Source organism: Neotamlana sedimentorum, from assembly GCF_000943565.1.
In the GTDB taxonomy this organism is placed as follows: domain Bacteria; phylum Bacteroidota; class Bacteroidia; order Flavobacteriales; family Flavobacteriaceae; genus Neotamlana; species Neotamlana sedimentorum.
This window is the reverse complement of sequence record NZ_JTDW01000005.1, coordinates 158075-176106: the sequence shown is the minus strand read 5'-3', so window position 1 is coordinate 176106 and position 18032 is coordinate 158075. Positions and strand designations below refer to the sequence as shown.

The window sequence follows — 18032 nt, the reverse complement described above, 5'->3', positions numbered from 1 at the left end:
ATAAGTTGAATATAAAACGCGGTATAAGGTTATAATTTTATTACATTTGATTTACACTTAATACTAAATGAAAGATTTTATAAACAAACTTTACAGAAACCATGCCTTAATTTATAAAGCGCTATTGTTTGTTGCAACTACATTTTTTATTGTTTATTTATTTCCGAAGACTGGAAAGTTTAAATACGATTTCGAGAAAGGAAAACCTTGGCAATCTGAAAACTTACAAGCACCATTTGATTTTGCAATAAAGAAAACCGATGCAGAAATTGTAGCAGAAAAGGAGCAGGTTGAAGCTCAAATTCCGTTGTATGTTGATGTAGATTATACCGTTAAAATCAAAGTTGAAAGCGCCTTTGAAAAACAATTTAAGGAAGTTTTTAGCGATTCGATTTCTGCTTCAGATTTAATGAAATTAAAAAAAGTTGGGAACGAAATAATTAATCATTTATACGATTACGGTATTTTAAAGGGAAATCATGATTTTTCCGCCGAAAGGCAAATTGTTTTACTGAATAATCGTGAGCAAGTAAAGGATGGTTTTATTCCCAATTTAATTCGTCAAGACGATGTATCGACCATTATTAATAAGATTTTAAAAGGTTATAGTTTATCAAATTATAAAACCCAGTTTACAGCTTTATTTTTTGATTTAGTTGAGCCTAATTTAGTTTTCGATAGCTCTTTTACAAATAAAGTGAAGGCCGATGAGCTTAATAAAATTTCGTTTACGCGTGGCAGTATAGCCAAAGAAACGCTTATCGTTTCGAAAGGAGAAGTTGTTGATGAAGATACCTACCAAATCTTAAAATCCTTGCAGCAGGAGTACGAGTCGCAGGTTTGGAATAAATCTAATTACATATGGGTTTTAATTGCATACACTGTTTTAGTGGCGTTGGCCCTATTAATGCTGCTGCTTTTTTTACAAAAATACCGTATGGCTGTTTTTGATGATAACACGAAAGTGACTTTTATATTTTTTAATATAGCTTTGATTATTTCAATATCGACTATGGTTGTTAATTACAATTCAAAATACATTTATGTTGTTCCTATTTGTGTTTTACCTTTGGTTTTTAAAGCCTTTTTCGATGCACGCTTAGGTTTGTTTGCGCATGTACTAACCGTTTTGTTACTTGGGTTTATTGTGCCAAACAGCTACGAGTACATGTTTTTACAAATTATAGCCGGTATTGTAACCATATTAACAGTTTCCGAGCTTTATAAGCGAGCTAATTTATTTATTTCTGTTGGGCAAATAACCTTCATTTACATTATTGCATATTTTGCTTTTTTTGTAATTCATGAAGGCAGTATTACCGAGTTAAAATGGGAAACTTTTATTTGGTTTATTTTATGCGGATTAGCAACGTTGTTTGTACAGCCCTTAATTTATGCTTACGAAAAATTGTTTGGTTTGGTATCGGATGTATCCTTGTTAGAATTGTCTGATACAAATTCGAAGTTACTTAAAGAACTATCGAACAAAGCACCAGGAACATTTCATCACTCTTTAAATGTTGCTAATTTAGCTGAAGCCAGTGCGAACGAAATAGGAGCAAATGCGATGTTGGCACGTGTTGGTGCCTTGTATCACGACATAGGTAAAATGAAAAACCCGACGTATTTTACCGAAAATCAATCTACAGGAATCAATCCGCATCAAGAATTATCGAATAAAGAAAGCGCAGAGATAATAGTAAATCACGTTATAAATGGCATTGAAATTGCTCGAAAATACAATCTACCAGATCGTGTCATAGATTTTATTCGTACCCATCATGGTACGAGCTTAGTATATTATTTTTATGCTCAAGAAAAAAAGGCTTTACCAGAAGATACTAATAAATTAGATTTTAGTTATCCAGGACCAAAACCCTTTACTAAAGAAACTGCTATTTTAATGATGTGCGATAGTGTTGAGGCAGCCTCCAAAAGTATAAAGGAACCTACAACTACAAAAATAGAAGCTTTTGTTGAGAATATTATTAATAAACAAATAGAAGCGGAACAATTTTTAAATGCTAATATTACTTTTAAAGAAATTCAATCAATTAAAAAAGTACTAAAACACAAGCTAGCAAACATTTACCATTTAAGAATTGAATATCCAGAATAATTTTTAAAAAAATAAATAAAAATAGTTGCGCAACTGTTAAGTAAAAGTTACATTTGCAACCGCAAATTTATTGCGAAGTTCTTAAAAAGAATAGGAGAGGTGCCAGAGTGGTAATGGAGCAGATTGCTAATCTGTCAACGCGTAAGTGTTGCCCGGGTTCGAGTCCCGGTCTCTCCGCAAAATTGATAACCATTAATCGGGGTGTAGCGTAGCCCGGTTATCGCGCCGCGTTTGGGACGCGGAGGTCGCAGGTTCGAATCCTGCCACCCCGACTTTTTAACAAATCAATGAGCATCAAAAACTTGGTAATCGAATGATTATCAAGTTTTTGTGTTTTTGGACCTATCATTTAATTTGAATTGATTTGGTTAAAAAAGTGACCTATTCGGTTACCGCTTTCAAAAACGCATAAAAAAGGTAACCGAACCATTTGATTTGACTTTTGTTTTCAATGTCCAACTTTAAAAACAAAAGCGTATGAAAACCCAAAGCACATTCGCCGTACTGTACTGGCTTAAACAGGCCAGTGCAAAAAACGGAAAAGCACCACTTTATGCCCGGATCACCGTAAACGGAAAACGGGCCGAACTCTCCCTAAAACGGAAAGTGTCTATTTCGGACTGGGATTCCGGAAGGAGCAGGCTCAAAGGCCTCGGTAGCGGGGCCAAGGCCATGAACAATTACATTGAACAGGTCAATGCCCGTCTTTTCGAGATCTACCAAAAGCTCCAGAACGAGAACAGACTGGTCACGGCCAGTATCGTTAAGTCCCACTTCATGGGAAACGGCGAAAGCCGTCACTCCCTTTCCGATATTTTCGAGCACCACAATACCCACATGAAAGAAACCTTAAGGTGGGGCACCCAAAAGAACTATTTTACCACCCACAAGTACATATTCGCCTTTTTGAAACAAAAGCACGGGACGACCGATATATTCTTGTCCGAACTGGGGTACAGATTCATCATCGATTTTGAACGTTTTCTGAAGGAACAAAAATCGATGGGGAATAATACGGTTATGAAGAACATCGAGCGGCTGCGCAAAATGGTCAGTTTGGCCTATAAAATGGAATGGCTTGAAAAGGACCGTTCTTGAAATTTGAAGAGAAGTATGAAAAAAAGGAACATGACTTCCTTAGCAAGGAAGAGTTGGCCAGTATCGAAATCAAGAATTTTGAAATAACCAGATTGCAACTGATAAAGGATTTGTTCGTGTTCAGCTGCTATACGGGGCTGTCGTATAAAGATGTGATGAACCTGACTACGGAAAACCTGACCGTGGGTATTGATGGCGGAAAGTGACTGTGCCTAAAACGGGAAAAGACTAGCGTTGCGTTAAGACTGCCACCACTATCGAAAGCCCATGCCATCATCGGGAAATATAGGGAACGTCCATCCAATTCAGGAAGTGACAATCTGTTCCCGACCATATCGAACCAAAAGCTCAACTCGTACCTGAAGGAGATAGCCGATGTATGCCGGATAAGAAAGCTCCTTACCTTCCACGTTGCCAGGCACACCTTTGCAACGACCGTGACCTTGGGCAATGGCGTGCCCATAGAAACGGTATCGAAGCTGCTGGGCCATAAAAAGATAAGCACCACGCAGATCTATGCGCGGGTATTGGAGAGAAAGACAGGTGAGGATATGAGGCTATTGGAACGGAAACTGGAAATGGAGTCAGGAGCTCCACAAGAACGTACCCAATAAAACCAATTATTTTTTAGGCCGAAAAAGAATTCCCTTTCAGTGCGCTCCTCACCAAAAGACGGGAGCGTGCTGAAAGGGAATTTTATGTTGAAAAAAATCTTAACTACTTTTCGAGAAGCTTTTTTAAGTGTTTTATTTTTTCCTGCTCGGCTTTTAAAAGGCGTCCGATATCAAAAGGATTTTAGAGTTCGTGAAAACTTGGTACTGTTAGAAGAAGGTATTTGCTTAGATCAAATGAGAAATCTTATATCGTCTGATTAAAGGGTATACGCGGCCAAAAGAGGTAGGGTAAAATTACCGTAGGTAATAGATGTCGTCAATGACATTTTCAATGGCTTGGCGCATCATCTATCTAGCTAATACTATGTAGTGTTTTCGGTGGAATTTTGTTGATAGACCGATTTTTACTAAAAAATCAACGGTTTTATTGGGATGATGAGCTTTTTTCGTAAAGAATGGGATTTGATGATATTATACTTTGTTCATATACCCTTATAAACCTAGGCCTAACAGAGCAAATGAAAGCGTAGCGTTGCGCTAGCACGCTACCCTCTTGCTTTTCCCCCTTAGTTTTACAATCATGCTGATATAGAAGTTTTTTATGGTAGTAAGCTCTTGTAATTGGCAACTTTCTACCGGGGGAAAACTCTCCTAAATTATGGCCAAACTAACTTAATAAGCCCTATAAAGACAACTTTGTAAGGCTTGATGTCTGTTTAATGGACATTCATAGAAAAAGAGGGTTGAAATAAGAGTAAAAGTCTTGTTATCAAGTGATAAGGTTTTTTTGTAGAATGGGAGAGTTAAGGCAGCCCTGAAGTATGGTGTTTGTATGTCAAAATTCGCCTAGTATGAAAGGTATGAGTTTGACAATAGTTTGGTAAAACTATCTAGTAGAAGGGACTGTTTGAATATAAGAGAGGAAATGATGTGGAATCTCCGAGATATCTCTGGTCCTAATTGTGTATTCCAAATTTTAAGAAGCTGTTTGTTTGTTGTGGGATATTACATGGTTTTAATGTATAAATGAGAGATAATTTATATGATTTGAATCGTATTTTACATCATAAAATATGTTAATATTATAGATTTGAAGCTATAAGTCTCTCAATAATTAATAATTCTGTTCTTCTATCCATTTTTGGTCGAAGTAAGTTCTGAAATTAATGATAGTCGTAAATCGAATAATCCGGTTCGATTATAAAATTGAACCATCCGGGGTTAGTTTTATATGATTCACGATAATAATCTTAAATAGTATTGATGGATTTGTTTAAAAATTATAGTTTGTTTTATAAAGGGGTGTTATTCGCTCTTTTTCTATTGTTTTTATTTATTCCTTCAGTAGATTATGCTGATTATAATAATTCTACTATAACCTCAAAAACCATCTTTTTTCTGTATGCACTCATCATTACACTTGGATTTTGTATGCTTCAAATGATCAGTGATAATAGTAAGTTACTAGTGTTTAAGGTTTCGAGGTTAGACGTTCTTCTTACTCTTCTATTAATATTCGTCAGTGTCAATAGGTATTTTTTTCAACCTAATTATGGATTCTCTATTCGGTATATAGAATTATTAGGACTAAGTGTTTTATATGTGATACTAAGGCGGCTGTATTTTAACAGCTTTGTTTGGCTTTTGTTGGCAATAACACTTTCAGGAATAATTCAGGCTGGTTACGGCAGTTTACAGCTATTGGACTTTTATAGGTCTAATCATAATGGATTTAAAATAACAGGTAGCTTTTTTAACCCAGGGCCATATGCTGGGTTTTTAGCAGCAGTTTGGTCTATAGCTTTAGGCACGTATCTATTTAAGGAATTTATTCTTAAACAAACTTTGCTATTAGAAAATAAATCCTCCCCATTTGGTAAAACTGGTATTCGTTATGTTTTAGAATACGTCCCTCTTATTGGGATTGTTTCCATAGCGCTCGTCCTCCCAGCAACCCAATCGAGAGCATCATGGCTGGCGGTTTTAATCAGTAGTGCCATTTTATTAGAGTTTAGATATCGTGTTTTAAAAAATATACTAAATAAAACTACGGTACTCAAAAAAAGACTTCTTATAGCAATCCTCTTTATAATTCTAGGTTTAGGTTTATTTGGGATTTATCACATAAAAAAAGGGTCGTCAGATGGACGCTTGTTTATTTGGAAAATCACCACAAAAATGATAAAAGACCATCCTTTTTTTGGCGTGGGGTTCGATAGGTTTAAAGCGCATTATATGAATTATCAAGCGCACTATTTTGCTGAAAACGGAGACACTCCAGAGGTACTGGTCGCTGATGGTGTCTATTATGCCTTTAATGCCTTTATTCAATTTGTGTCTGAAAATGGTTTAATAGGTCTGGGGTTGCTTGTTATTGTTTTATATAGCCTGTATAGGACAGTAACAACTAAAAAAAATAAAAACCTCCTTATTGTAGTTAAAACAAGTTTATTAACTGTAAGTGTTTTTGGTTTGTTTTCTTATCCTATGACTATACTCCCCATTAAAATTATATTGGTTTGTCTTGTGGCTATGGCTGCTAATCTCGACAGTAAAAAAATTACATTATTAAAACAAACTAAAACAAATTTTGAACTTTCACCCATTAAGTATTTAGTGATAATTATTATCGGTTTATCTATTGTAAAAGCCACTGATTTAGTGATTAAGTTACATGCTGGGTTTAAAGTTTGGGACTATGCAATTAGGAGTTATGATTACCGAGATTATGAAAGTGCTATAAATGGCTTTAAAGAAGTGTACCCATTATTTAAAAACGATGGTGATTTTTTAATGGACTATGGAAAGGCATTGTCTTATTATGGTCAAGATTTAGAAGCAGTAAGTATAGTTCAAAGAGCCAAAACACATATAAATATTAACGGCCTTGAAATTACTTTGGGCGACTCCTATAAAAACCTTAAACAATATAAGAAAGCGGAGCAAGCTTATAGGCATGCGGCTAATATGATACCAGCTCGGTTTTATCCTTTGTATTTGTTGATAAAACTATATGAAGAAAGCGGACAGAACAAAAAAGCCTTGGCAACTGCAAAAGCTATATTGAATAAAGACATAAAAATCCCCTCAACTGCTGTTAATCAAATAAGGCTGAATACAAAAACTATCATAGATAAAATACAGTTAAATGAAAATACCAAAAAGAGCCCCCTGGGTTTAAAAATATAAAGATTCACATTCAATAATTTAAAATTTAAGCCTATGACATAGACCACAATCACCCAGAGGACATCTTAACATTTTTAAGATAGAAACTAGGTAATGCTATTACCTAATTTAGTGTTTGGCAGGTAGCACTCCAAAAGACTTGCAAATGTAATAAAATAGGAGAATTTTAGCAATTGCCGTTTTTGCAATGGCACTGTTTTTTAAAACTAATGTATCCAATAGTGCCAATGGCAATTTAACACTAGCTACCATTGCAGAGGCGCATGCAGTAAATGGAGAGGTTGATCCGGCTGATACATATTGGTGTGCAGCAGCACAATGTTATATTTTGATAGGTGACCCATGTTATACATCGGCTCCTTGTTACTCCAATGACCCAAACCCTGACACTAATGAGGATGGCCAAACGTATAATGGTGAGTTAGATTATTCTGGCACCTGTTGGTATGGAGGTGCTTCACCGGATTGTGTTTATTAATAACCAGTTATTTTAATTTTTTCAATGATGAACTGGGTGTAATGTTCAGTTCATCATCGTTCTAATATTAAATCCGTATATATGAAATTGAAACTAGTATTAATGTTGTTAGCTTGTCTATTGGTTTTTAATTGCAACAATTCAGATGTATTAAACAATATAAACCCTAAACAAGGTATCTTAAAAGCTAGCTCAACATTAAAAGCCATTAAGACTAAACAGTTTATTTTGGATAGCTATAGTGCTCCTAATCCCCAATACATCCAAATCGTTCAAGATACAGCCGAGGTAAAATATTTAAGTTTTTTAAACACCTATAACAATGCTATTTATCTTTATGATTATACTTCGTTAACCTTTGTGAAAAAAATAATTTATGAAAGAAAGGGGGGAGATGGTATATTAGAACCATTAGGCTACTATATAAAAACATTAGATTCTATCTATGTTTACGATAAACCAACCACAAGTTTAATACTTGCCAATAGTCAGGGACATATTTTAGAAAGAATGTCATTAAAGACCAATTTAGATATAAGGGATACAGATTGGACGCTTAAGTTTCCGCAATACCGATCACATACCGCTATGCCTATAATGCTTACTCCTAAAGAACTCTTGTTTACAGGACAATTTATAGGATCTGTGCCAGAAGAGATTGTTCCTCATTTTAAATTTACAGCCCATTTAAATTTAAAAACAAAACAAGTAAACTTTACACACGGTTACCCTAAGGAATTGTATGGAAGTGGTTTTAATTGGAAAGGAGGTATGTATACTCAGGTGTTTCCAGAGTTGCATCCCGATGGCGATAAACTAATTTATAGCTTTCCCGTTTCACATAATTTATATATAGCCGATTTAAAATCTGAAAACTATACTACCGTTTATGGGGGGAGTAATGTTATATATGATATTGCATCAATTGATGAAACACCCAAAAAAACATCACCCCAACAATTTTTAACACATATTATTGAAGAAGACCAATATTTAGGCATTCGTTATGATAAATACAGAAAAGTATATTATCGCTTTTTTGCCCTAGGTGCAAATGCCAAAACGTTAGATAAGAAAAACATTGGGGTAATTATAATGGACAAAGAGTTTAAGTATTTAGGAGAAACCGTTTTTGGGAATTGGAAAAATTGGAATTACAATAATGTTTTTGTTACTGAAGAAGGGTTGAACATTGAATATTTGGACGATAATCATGATGAAGGCAATTTAACTATTAAAGTTTTCGCCATTAAGCCACTTTAAGCATTCGAGCTTATGAAGAAAGAGTTACAAATAATACTTATTATATTGGGGTTATGTGTTTTGGCATGTAAACAAACTATAAAAGAACCTGGAACCCAAGGTATTTTAAAAATAATTAATACGCTAAATGTATCTCCTTCATATAAATACCTCATTATTCTTCCTGGAACGGGGTGTGGGGACTGCGTTAAAACAGGAGAGGAGTTTATGCAAAACCATATTGGTCAAAGCGATATTTTATTTGTATTAACCCAGATAGAATCTTTAAAAATGTTGCAGAACAGGCTAGGCATAACATTAAAAAATCACCAGAATGTTTATATAGATAGAGACCATACGTTAAGTATAATGACCAATAACCGTTATTACCCTTGCATTATATACTTAGAAAAAGGACAGTTAAAAAAACATGAATTTCAATCACCAAAAAATTTGGAAGCCTTTCAGAGGCTAGAAGGGCGACTATAAAAACATTAAAAAAAACAGCTTATTATGTTTTGCATAAACAAAATATTTTCATTTATATTTTTATTGGTCAGCTACATTATGTTTTCCCAGGCTGAAGAGAATATCCCCCAGTTTTTATCAAAAAACCTACAGGAACTGGCAGGTAGCCAAATCTCCGATGTAGTTTACTTGCAGACGGATAAAGACCTTTATTTTACACAAGAAAACCTTTGGTTCAAGAGCACGGTGCTGGACTCCAAAACCAATGCCCCGTCCAACAGAAGCCATATACTTTTTGTACAGCTCATTGAGGAAAAAACAGATACACCCGTTTGGGAAGAAAAATATGAAATAGAAAACGGCTTTGTAGATGGCCATCTGTTTTTAAGTGACTCTTTAGCGTCTGGCACTTATAGATTGGCAGGCTATAGCTCGCATTCCTATTTTAAGGGCCAAAAAGAATTCTACGCCTTTAAAAAGATAAAAATACTAAAAGGTGAACCACAAGCCGAAGAAGACAACCAAACAGATGGTTCAATCCATTTCGCTGTTTTTCCAGAAGGCGGGCATTTAGTATCGGGGCTGGAAAGCCGTCTGGCCTTTAAGGCCGTAAACACCAAAGGCTACTCCGTAGAGGTTTCAGGGACTTTATATGAAAACGACCAAGCATTACTGGAATTTGAAACAAGGCACGCCGGTATGGGCAGCTTTATGTTTGCGCCCGATGCCAATAAAACTTACCGCATACAATTAAACAACCAAAAAGAAGCTAAAATAGAAGCCTTCCCTAAAATACAACCCCAAGGGAAAGTGCTGAACTATCTAGGAGCAAACCATAAAGATGGTTATTTTAAGATAACACAAAGCCCTGGGCAGGCAGAAGAAAAAATATATGTGAGGCTACAGGCCAAGGGCGTGTCATCGCAAGTGGTGGTTGGATACATAAAAGATGAACTGAAATTAAGAATCCCCATAGAGAATTTGCCACAGGGCATCACAGAGGTAACCTTGTTCGATAAAGATTTAAAGCCCATTGCCGAACGTTTAATCTATGCAAATGCCCATAAAAAATTATATATCAACGCCCAATTGGACAAAAGCGAATACCAAACCAGGGGCAAAGTACGCCTAAAGCTATCGGTTACCGATGAAACTAAAACACCCACCATAGCCCACTTGGGCCTGCGGATATTTGGCCACCTATACAAAAACACATCGGACACCAAAACCATAGAGACACATTACCTTCTGAGCAGCCAGTTAAAGGGCAGACTATACGACCCATCCTACTATTTTGAAGCCAAAAACAAGAACAGGAATGCGGCTCTCGATTTGTTGCTACAGACACAGGGCTGGAGAGCCTACAAATGGAACGAGGCCAATTTAAAGGAAAAGGGGGATAACGAGCCTTTGGTTTTTGATTACTATAAAGGAAAGATGTTGAATTCCATACCTAATATGCACCATATTGTGAAAGCATTTTCATTTACGGGCGACAGTTTAAAACAGTTCAAGCCGTTGATGACGAATTCTTTGGGTAGATTTGTAGTTACATCTTCTTATTTTAAATGGGTAGAGCATGATTTTCTGTACCTTCAAGGGCCTTTTATTAATGAGAAAATATTTCCCTTTCAGTTAAACACTAATTATTATAATGATATTAATAATCATCGAATTAAAAAAAACAACCATTATCCCTTCACTACTTTTGAAAAAGAAATACATGAGCCAAAACCGTTTGTACTTTCCTCAGCACATACAAGATTAAGTCAAGTTACTGTAAAAGTCAAAAAAAACAGATATGGCAATAAACAATCACAAAAATTAAAGGCACTATTGTCTTTTGATTATGTATGCCATTTGAATATTTTTAATTGTGAAAATCATGTTTTTTTACCGAATTCAACAAGACCAGTTAAAGGGAGAACTTATCGTTTGCAATCTGGAACTCCATTTGTATATCCTTATTTGCCAGTTGGCTACAACAAGGATGGACTAGATTTTGAGGTTAACCTAAAAGAGATTATGGCACAATCAAACATCAAAAGAATAAAAGGCTTTTACGAAAAAAAAGAATTTTACCAGCCAGTTTATGATAAAGATTATATAGACGATGGTTTCCCTGACAAGCGTAGCACGCTGTTTTGGAAGCCCGATATCATAACCAACGAACAAGGAGAAGCTACTGTAGAATTTTATTGCTCAGACATCAATAGTCTGTACCTTGGGGAAATTGAAGGTGTCAGCGGTTCGGGGCAGTTGGGGCGTACAGATTTTGAGTTTACGGTTACCAAACAGAAGAACTAAGGCGGGATGACTTCTAAAAAAGCAATACAATATATTAACAACCATCGGACAATAAAGTTACTTGCTCTGTTATGTTTATTGTTCAGCCATATTGCGTTTTCCCAGGCCGAAGAGAAGATCCCCCAGTTTCTGACAAAAAACCTTCGGGAACTATCAAACAAGCAAGACTCCGATGTGGTGTACCTACAGACCGACAAGGATAAATACTTTACGGAGGAACAGGTGTGGTTCAAGGGCACGGTTCTGGACTCCAGAACAAATACACCCTCCAACAAGAGCCATATACTGTTCGTACAGCTCATTGAAGAAAAAACGGATAAACCCGTTTGGGAAGAAAAATACGAGATAGAAAACGGCTTTGTTGACGGGCACCTGTTTTTGGCCGACAGTTTAGCTTCTGGTTCGTATAGGTTGGCTGGCTACAGCTCGCACTCCTTTTTTAAGAACCAAAACGACTTTTACGCCCTTAAAAAGATTAGTATCCTTGAAGGCGAGGGCGAAACGAAAAAAGAAGAACCCCAAGACGCACCAGTCCATTTTACCACCTTTCCCGAAGGCGGCCACTTGGTATCGGGACTGGAGAGCCGTCTGGCCTTTAAGGCGGTTAACCCCAAAGGCTACCCCGTGGAGGTTTCAGGGACTTTATTTGAAAACGGCCAAGCCCTGCTGGATTTCGAGAGCGCCCACGCCGGCATGGGCAGTTTTATCTTTACGCCCGATGCCAATAAAACCTACCGGATACAAATAAACAGCCAAAAGGACGCCAAAATTGAAGCCTTCCCCAAAGTACGTGCCCAGGGCAAAGTGCTGCACTATCTAGGGGCAAACCAGAAAGATGCTTATTTTAAGATAACACAAAGCCCCGGGCAGGCTGAGGAAAAAATATATGTGAGGCTACAGGCCAAGGGCGTGCCCTCGCAAGTGGTGGTTGGATACATAAAAGATGAACTGAAATTAAGAATCCCCATAGAGGATTTGCCACAGGGCATCGCAGAGGTCACGCTGTTCGGTAAGGACCTGGCTCCCGTGGCCGAGCGTTTAATCTATGCCAATGCCCACAAAAAATTATACATCAACGCCCAATTGGACAAAAGCGAATACCAGACCAAGGGCAAAGTACGCCTAAAGCTATCGGTTACCGACCAGGCCAGAACCCCTGCCATAGCCCACTTGGGCCTGCGGGTATTCGGCCACCTATACAAAAACACATCGGACACCAAAACCATAGAGACACATTACCACCTGAGCAGCCAGCTAAAGGGCAGGCTTTACGCCCCGTCCTACTATTTTGCAGCCAAAAACACGAACAGGAATGCGGCTCTCGATTTGTTGCTACAGACACAGGGCTGGCGGGCCTACCAATGGAGCGAAACCAATTTAAAGGAAAAGGGCGATAACGAACCCTTGGTTTTTGATTACTATAAGGGAAGGCTATTAAATTCTACGGGGGATATGTACCAAATGATAAAAGCATGTACGTTTACGGGCGATAGTTTAAAACAGTTCAAGCCGTTGATGACGGATTCCTTGGGCAGATTTACTGTTGACTCCTCATATTTTAAATACGTAGAACATGATTATTTGTATCTTCAGGCTCCTTACTCAGGAAAGATAACATATCCATTACAATTGGATGATAATTATTTCGACGCCATTAATAACAGTCGAAATACAAATGTTCTTAAACACCCCGTATGTTTATCAAAAACAATAATGAAACGACCCGAATCATTTATACTAACCTCAAAACACAATGAATTAGACAAAGTTACAGTAAAAACAAAAAAAAATAGATTTGGCAATAAACAGTCCCAAAAACTAAAGACATTATTATCTTATGATTATGTATGCCATATGAATGTTTTTAATTGCAGAATGCATGGTATTCAATCAAATTCAAGAAGACCAGTTGAAGGCGAGTTCTATAATGAAGAACAGACAGGAAAGCTTATTAGGTATCCAGATATTCTTGACGTTTATATTCGAATGGATAATTTAGATGAATTAATGCAACGAATGAACACTAAAAGAATAAAAGGCTTTTACGAAAAAAAAGAATTTTACCAGCCTGTTTATGATAAAGATTATATAGACGACGGTTTTCCAGACAGACGTAACACTTTATTTTGGAAGCCCGACATTATAACCGACGCGCAGGGCGAGGCCATTATAGAATTTTATTGTTCAGACATTAACAGCCTGTACCTTGGGGAAATAGAAGGCGTTAGCGGTTCGGGGCAGTTGGGGCTTACAGGCTTTGAGTTTACGGTTACCAAAAGAGAGGACTAAGGGGATATAAATTAAAATAAGATGAACTCTACAAAATTAATTATTCTTACTTTATTATTAGGTGTGTATTCTTGTAAAAAGATTCCTAAAAATGTACAAAGAACTTTGGAATTGGCAGGGAAGAATAGGACAGAGCTGGAAGCAGTATTGAATCATTATCAATCACCTCAGGACTCTCTAAAACTTAAAGCAGCCTATTTTTTAATAGGTAATATGAGAAATAAGTCCTTTTACCCATATAATAATTCACAAGAGGAGTATCTCATTTTCTTAGATTCTTTAGAACGGGCTTTAAGGCAAATGGAGTTTACAATAAAGGATGAAGTTGAACAACAAAAACACCGTAAAGTATTTTATGACAGTCTTCTTAGTTCTAAATGGGAAAGCATAAAGAGTAAGTATGGGATATATAAAACATCTAGGGTAAAGGATGTGCATGTGGTGTCCTCAAAAATGTTGATAGAAAATATTGATTATGCTTTTAAGGTTTGGGACAGGGCTCCATGGTCAAAAAACTATGATTTTAATTACTTTTGTAATTACGTGCTTCCCTATCGTACGGCACATGACATACCTGGGTTTTGGAGAAAGAAGTTCAATGAAAAATTTAGCTGGGTTTTAGATTCCATAAACGGTTCAGATTTTTTACATGCAGCTAAACTCATTAACGATAAAGCTCAATTTCAGTTTGAGTATGATGAAAACTTTGAGATGTTTAAACACACATCCGTTTTAGATATAGACAGAACACTTAAAGGCGTTTGTAGGCATCATACGAGTTGGAAAATAGCAGCCTTAAGATCTATAGGGATTCCTGTAGCGGACACCTATGGTTTAGAGGGAACATCTTGGGCTACGGTGCCAGACTCTAATAATGTTTGTTGGCCTTGGCAACATTTTATCGAACCGGGAAAAAATCTACGTTATATAGAAGACCGACGTTACGAAAGCTATACAAAAATATATCGAACAACTTATGAAATACAACCTTTTCTGTTTGTAGATAGTAATCCAACAAATGTTCCTGTGTCTTTAGTGAATTTTACAAGAAAAGATTTTACGAAAGAACAAAGTAATGCCATAAGTATATCTTTAGAACTCAATATTGCTGCTCCAAAAAATACAGATTATGTTTTTTTATGTGCCTTCAGTAAAAAAAGTAGAACTTGGAGGGCAATTGATTGGAGTAAAATTAATAATAATAGAGGGACTTTTAACCCAATAGGGTTAGGTCATGTCTATTTGCCGATGTATTATTTGGATGGGAAATATTTTCCAGCTGGTCCCCCAATATATTTAAACAAAAAGGGGGGCATTGATATTATACAAAATCATACAGGAAATATTGAAAAAGTTAAAATTTATAGTAAAATAGCTCTAAACCCTGCAGAGCATCATCATGCGGAACTGATGATCAATGACGTTTTTGAAGGTTCGAATAATAAAAATTTTGAAAACGCTGAAACTCTATTTGTTGTAAATTATAAGCCTGCTAAATTAGAAGAAGATACTGTCTTTACCAATAAAAAATTTCGTTTTGTTAGATACCGTAGCGTTTCATCAGAGGTTGGCAACCCTAAAGAAGTATCTGATGTTTTAAAAATTGCTGAATTAGAATTTTTAGACGATAATGGGCGAAAATTAAAAGGAGAAATAATGACTTTATCAAAAGAACTTTTAGACTGTGCAAAGAACGCCTTTGACAATGATATCCGAACTAATTTTGCCAGTAATAAGTTATGTTGGGTTGGTTTGGATTTAGGAAAACCTAAAAGGATATCTAAAGTAAAACACTTATTTCAAAACTCTTTTAATACCATTGAACCAGGAGATGAATATGAACTGCTTTATTGGGACAAAGGATGGAAGTCATTAGGAAAGCAATCAGCTACCAGTAATTACGTTGAATATAAAGCACCTAAAAACACGCTTTTGTGGTTAAGAAACCATACCAAAGGTAAAGAAGAGATGGTGTTTTTTATGAAAGACGGAAAACAAATATGGGGGTAGTGTTATGCCAAACTATATTGGGTATATTTCTTTAACGTTATTCCTTTGATTGATATAAGAAACTTTTATACATTGAAAAAAAAACTTCAGGTATTTTTATTTACTTTGTTAGTCGTCTGTATTTCAATACTTGGTTTGGTTTGGTTAAGTATTGGCATTTGCATTATTACTTTATTATCAATCCTCATTTTTAAATTATTAATCAAGAGTAGAAATACTCTTTTAAAAAAAATATTTACGGCTGCTTATTGTTTGTTGTTCATTTTTTTAGCGGGCATAGGTTTAAAAATTTTCATGTTTGATATTTTTAAAATACCAAGTTCTTCTATGGAAAATACACTTTTTAAAGAAGACGTGATTTTGGTGAGTAAATTACAATATGGGCCAAGATTACCTCAGTCTCCATTTGATGTGCCATGGTTAAATATCGCGTTTTATTTTAATGATGATGCCAGAAAACGAATTAAGGAGGACTGGTGGGAATATAATCGGCTTCCAGGGCTTACAACGATTAAAAAAGGAGACGTTTTTGTATTTAATTCTACATGGGACAAGGAATTTATAATGGTTAAGCGATGTATAGCATTGCCGGGGGATACGCTTAGTATAAATGATGCAGAAATTTACATTAACCGTAAAGTTTTTGAAGAACCTAATTCAGTAAAAAACAGTTATAGTTTTAAAGTAAAAAATAAAATGGATTTATATATAGCATTAGATTCTTTTTCTAGTAATATATTTTTGAAAAATAGAAGTAAACTTTCTGAAGCAAACTTAACGAGGTTTCAGTTGGAACACCTTAAAAAGCAAAATTATATTGATTCAGTAAGTAAGCGTATTGACTCTTTTGCATCCCATGAAATATTTTTGAAGGAAACAGGCTCAGTCAAATGGACGGTGGACAATATGGGACCAATAGTTATACCTAAAGAAGGAATGCAAATAGATTTAAACCCACTTACCTTTTCAATGTACGGCAAGTCCATTAATAAATTTGAGGACCATGAAGTCACAGAAAAAAATGGCATTTATTTTATTGATAATAGCCCTATGTCTACCTACACCTTCAAGCAAGATTATTTTTTCATGATGGGAGATAACAGAAAAGAGACTTTAGATTCACGTAAGTTTGGATTTGTTCCCGAATCCAATATTGTGGGAAAAGTTCAATGTGTGTTGTTTTCCAAGAGGGAATAGCAGTTTGAATGGGAAGGCTACGGTTTGATATGGGGGTAAGCTTATGTCCAAAATGGATAAATTGAAATTTCTATTGTTATTTAAGTTGTTGTTAATTAATCTATCTTTTATCTTTGAATCAAATAACAACAAAAGTCCAAAAATAATAAGTTACCTATTCGGTTACCATGAGTAAACCAGAGTTAGAAGCTTATTGATTTTACTAATATAAGCTGGGGTAAAGTGACATCCTGCCACCCCGACTAAAATGAATACAAAAGAAAGCTAAAACCTTGTAAATCGTATGATTTACAAGGTTTTGTGGTTTTTGGGCTATCATAAGAATTGAATTAATATGACTTAATTCGGTTCACAATTCGGTTCACAGTTTCAAAACACAAAAAATGTGAACCGAATAGATGCTTAAAATACTGTAATTGAAATAGTTGATTTGACTTTCGTCTTGAAAAATGTTTAACAAAAAGACGACAACTATGCAATTACAAACCACCTTTACCCTGTCATTTTGGGTTAATGCCACACATATTAAAAACAATCAAGTTTCAGTTTTTGCAAGAGTTACTGTAAATGGTAAACGAGCAAATATTAGTCTGCAACGAAAAGTAATACTTTCCGAATGGGATTCTAACAAAGGAAGAGTAAGAGGGAACAAACATGAATCTCGATTACTCAATAGGTATTTAGACCAGGTTAAAAATAGAGTCTACGAGGCTCACGATGAGCTTGTAAAAGACAAAGCTTTTATCTGTGCTCAATCTATTAAAGCAAGGTTTCTGGGAGAAGATAACGAAGAATATTCTTTACTCACATTGGCAGATTATCACAATACCCAAATGAGTAAATCTTTAAGTTATGGTACTTTAAAGAATTACTTCACAACTCAAAAGTATATTAAGCTATTCCTAAACAAAAAGAAAATACAAGACATCTACTTGTCTCAATTAACATTTCGTTTTCTAGTTGATTTTGAAAAGTTTTTACGTTCCGGTGGACCATCAAAAACAAATGGAAAATAACACAG

At 35.7% G+C, this 18032-nt stretch carries 12 protein-coding genes and 2 tRNA genes; all 14 read left to right on the top strand.

Annotation, left to right across the window (positions count from 1 at the left end; genetic code table 11):
- The first annotated feature begins 67 nt into the window (after positions 1-67).
- The gene (locus PW52_RS07950) at positions 68-2119 is read left to right on the top strand and encodes an HD family phosphohydrolase (RefSeq protein ID WP_044632402.1); all 2052 of its coding nucleotides are present in this window, start codon (positions 68-70) and stop codon (positions 2117-2119) included.
- Positions 2120-2212: 93 nt separating this feature from the next.
- A tRNA-Ser gene (locus PW52_RS07945) sits at positions 2213-2296 on the top strand.
- A gap of 20 nt (positions 2297-2316) precedes the next feature.
- Positions 2317-2391, top strand: a tRNA-Pro gene (locus PW52_RS07940).
- A gap of 205 nt (positions 2392-2596) precedes the next feature.
- Complete coding sequence (locus tag PW52_RS17635) at positions 2597-3217, top strand: phage integrase SAM-like domain and Arm DNA-binding domain-containing protein (protein ID WP_205618128.1); 621 nt, start codon at positions 2597-2599, stop codon at positions 3215-3217.
- Between the two features lie 206 nt (positions 3218-3423).
- Positions 3424-3831 carry a site-specific integrase gene (locus PW52_RS17835; protein ID WP_205618131.1) on the top strand — a complete coding sequence of 136 codons (408 nt, stop codon included), beginning with the start codon at positions 3424-3426 and terminating at the stop codon, positions 3829-3831.
- Between the two features lie 1263 nt (positions 3832-5094).
- Positions 5095-7020 carry an O-antigen ligase family protein gene (locus PW52_RS07930; RefSeq protein ID WP_044632401.1) on the top strand — a complete coding sequence of 642 codons (1926 nt, stop codon included), beginning with the start codon at positions 5095-5097 and terminating at the stop codon, positions 7018-7020.
- A gap of 187 nt (positions 7021-7207) precedes the next feature.
- Positions 7208-7498 carry a hypothetical protein gene (locus PW52_RS07925; protein WP_044632400.1) on the top strand — a complete coding sequence of 97 codons (291 nt, stop codon included), beginning with the start codon at positions 7208-7210 and terminating at the stop codon, positions 7496-7498.
- 81 nt (positions 7499-7579) lie between these two features.
- Positions 7580-8761: a DUF4221 family protein gene (locus tag PW52_RS07920; protein WP_082050870.1), complete on the top strand. Its 1182-nt coding sequence runs from the start codon at positions 7580-7582 to the stop codon at positions 8759-8761.
- A gap of 12 nt (positions 8762-8773) precedes the next feature.
- Positions 8774-9229, top strand: coding sequence for a hypothetical protein (locus PW52_RS07915; protein WP_044632398.1), 456 nt, complete (start codon positions 8774-8776; stop codon positions 9227-9229).
- A gap of 24 nt (positions 9230-9253) precedes the next feature.
- Complete coding sequence (locus PW52_RS07910) at positions 9254-11515, top strand: hypothetical protein (RefSeq protein ID WP_131453989.1); 2262 nt, start codon at positions 9254-9256, stop codon at positions 11513-11515.
- A 6-nt stretch (positions 11516-11521) separates the two neighbouring features.
- Positions 11522-13804 (top strand): hypothetical protein, encoded by a 2283-nt coding sequence (locus tag PW52_RS07905; RefSeq protein ID WP_044632396.1) that lies wholly within the window; start codon positions 11522-11524, stop codon positions 13802-13804.
- 21 nt (positions 13805-13825) lie between these two features.
- Complete coding sequence (locus tag PW52_RS07900) at positions 13826-15814, top strand: transglutaminase-like domain-containing protein (protein WP_044632395.1); 1989 nt, start codon at positions 13826-13828, stop codon at positions 15812-15814.
- A 72-nt stretch (positions 15815-15886) separates the two neighbouring features.
- Entirely contained in the window at positions 15887-17011 is a 1125-nt protein-coding gene (lepB, locus tag PW52_RS07895) for a signal peptidase I (protein WP_044632394.1), read from the top strand.
- A 473-nt stretch (positions 17012-17484) separates the two neighbouring features.
- Positions 17485-18027 (top strand): phage integrase SAM-like domain and Arm DNA-binding domain-containing protein, encoded by a 543-nt coding sequence (locus PW52_RS17795; RefSeq protein ID WP_316930134.1) that lies wholly within the window; start codon positions 17485-17487, stop codon positions 18025-18027.
- The last annotated feature ends 5 nt before the right edge of the window (positions 18028-18032 follow it).

What these genes read in the sequence shown, in the direction of transcription:
- PW52_RS07950 (WP_044632402.1), top strand. Translation starts at nt 68, where the DNA reads ATGAAAGATTTTATAAACAAACTTTACAGAAACCATGCCTTAATTTAT.
- PW52_RS17635 (WP_205618128.1), top strand. Translation starts at nt 2,597, where the DNA reads ATGAAAACCCAAAGCACATTCGCCGTACTGTACTGGCTTAAACAGGCC.
- PW52_RS07930 (WP_044632401.1), top strand. Translation starts at nt 5,095, where the DNA reads ATGGATTTGTTTAAAAATTATAGTTTGTTTTATAAAGGGGTGTTATTC.
- PW52_RS07925 (WP_044632400.1), top strand. Translation starts at nt 7,208, where the DNA reads ATGGCACTGTTTTTTAAAACTAATGTATCCAATAGTGCCAATGGCAAT.
- PW52_RS07920 (WP_082050870.1), top strand. Translation starts at nt 7,580, where the DNA reads ATGAAATTGAAACTAGTATTAATGTTGTTAGCTTGTCTATTGGTTTTT.
- PW52_RS07915 (WP_044632398.1), top strand. Translation starts at nt 8,774, where the DNA reads ATGAAGAAAGAGTTACAAATAATACTTATTATATTGGGGTTATGTGTT.
- PW52_RS07910 (WP_131453989.1), top strand. Translation starts at nt 9,254, where the DNA reads ATGTTTTGCATAAACAAAATATTTTCATTTATATTTTTATTGGTCAGC.
- PW52_RS07905 (WP_044632396.1), top strand. Translation starts at nt 11,522, where the DNA reads ATGACTTCTAAAAAAGCAATACAATATATTAACAACCATCGGACAATA.
- PW52_RS07900 (WP_044632395.1), top strand. Translation starts at nt 13,826, where the DNA reads ATGAACTCTACAAAATTAATTATTCTTACTTTATTATTAGGTGTGTAT.
- PW52_RS17795 (WP_316930134.1), top strand. Translation starts at nt 17,485, where the DNA reads ATGCAATTACAAACCACCTTTACCCTGTCATTTTGGGTTAATGCCACA.